Source organism: Neisseria iguanae (assembly GCF_003013245.1).
Taxonomy (GTDB): domain Bacteria; phylum Pseudomonadota; class Gammaproteobacteria; order Burkholderiales; family Neisseriaceae; genus Neisseria; species Neisseria iguanae.
Window position 1 is genome coordinate 1 of the sequence record NZ_PXYY01000169.1, and the last position, 1,423, is coordinate 1,423.

At 47.9% G+C, this 1,423-nt stretch carries 2 protein-coding genes; one reads left to right on the forward strand and one right to left on the reverse strand.

The window, feature by feature from the left end; translation table 11 throughout:
* Positions 1 to 283: transposase (locus C7N83_RS13815; protein WP_146135186.1), on the forward strand; the 283-nt coding region annotated here is incomplete at its 5' end.
* Between the two features lie 117 nt (positions 284 to 400).
* Here C7N83_RS13815 and C7N83_RS13820 read toward each other — a convergent pair.
* Complete coding sequence (locus tag C7N83_RS13820) at positions 401 to 1,063, reverse strand: hypothetical protein (RefSeq protein ID WP_106743278.1); 663 nt, start codon at positions 1,061 to 1,063, stop codon at positions 401 to 403.
* Between the last annotated feature and the right edge of the window lie 360 nt (positions 1,064 to 1,423).

A 1,423-nucleotide genomic window follows, 5' to 3' on the forward strand; every position in this document is an offset into this window, starting at 1 on the left:
GTCTGCCTGTTTCCGCTGCCCCGGAGCCGTACGCAAACCGATTTATACGACCAATGCGGCAGAGGCGGTACACCGCCAGTTTCGGAAGCTGGCCAAAACCCAAGGCGCATTCCCCAATGAAACCGGCTTGTTGAAGCTTTTATATGGCGGTATCGGTAAGGCTTTGGGGAAATGGGCGATGCCGATTGCAAACCGGGGGCAGACGCTCCTGCAGTTGGCGGTTTGTTTTGACGGCCGGACGGCATTATCCGGTTGTAGAATTCAAGCTGACACAGGATTTTGAACGACCTCTAAAAATATAAACAACCCTGCCTTCCCAACATCTCAGGCAATCCGGAAAAGGATATCCTCATAAAATTTTATTTTGTTCCTTTTCAGACGGCCTTAAATATCATACCAATTAACGTTTCATTTCGCCCTGAATCGCACGGATATTAGCCTCACGATCACGCACAGTCTGGCTCAAACGGCTGATTTTGACTTGATCGCCTTTTTTACGCGCTACATTCAATTGTACTTTGGCACGCGCCAATGCTGCTTGTTCGTTGCGTATCTCATTTTGCAGAATCTGCTTGCGGGTGAGCTGCGGCTTCGGTTTGGCAACCGGCACAGCAACCGTCGGCGCAGGAATGATTTTAGCTTTTCGGTTTAACTCCGCCGCACGCGCTTGGGCTGATTTTAAATCACCGGCACTGCTTTTTCGTCCTGTAGCAACATCGTTGCCGTTGCGTAGCTTGACATTCATGCGCGGATTGGCTGCTTCGGCACTATTGGTCACGCTGCCACTGGTGACTTGCGGCAAAATCTTGATATCACTGACATCGGGGGCGGCCGCTCCTGGTGCTTCTTTTAAATTGGCCTTCTGAGGAAAGGCTTGGGTCGCCTCTTCCGGTGAAATTTGCGCTGCACCGTCGGCATGGGATTCCTCACATTGGTTGCCAATTTTCTTTTCGGTAAAAACAATGCCGCCATCCACCTTACAAATATAGGTCACGGCTTGCACCGACATAGCGGCGGTATTCAGGCTCAATGCCAGAATCAGTTTTTGAAAAATAGGTTTCATGCTGTTTGTAAAATCATTCAGATCTGAGAGCGGCTATTATACTATGCCGTCTGTAAAGTGCGTAAATGCTGTGTTAAAGCAATAGCGACAATTTAAAGAATGAATTTGTTCAGACAACCATGAATCATCTAATGGCGCGGTGATTTAAAATGCTTGCCGCAATGTTCGAATTCATTTACCAAGAGTGCAGAAACAATCCATTCGGCACCTTCCATACAACCCGAGACCTTTGCAAAATATAAACACACCAACCAAAGCGGTTAATGGGGTTATCGATTAACCACTTTGCCTTTTTGAGTAATGTTCCCGTCCTTATCCCCCTGTCAGAACGTAATTTCCTGCTTTCCAGGCAACAAGCCT

Excerpts from the sequence above, each read along its gene's own strand:
- C7N83_RS13820 (WP_106743278.1), bottom strand. The coding sequence starts at position 1,063 with ATGAAACCTATTTTTCAAAAACTGATTCTGGCATTGAGCCTGAATACC.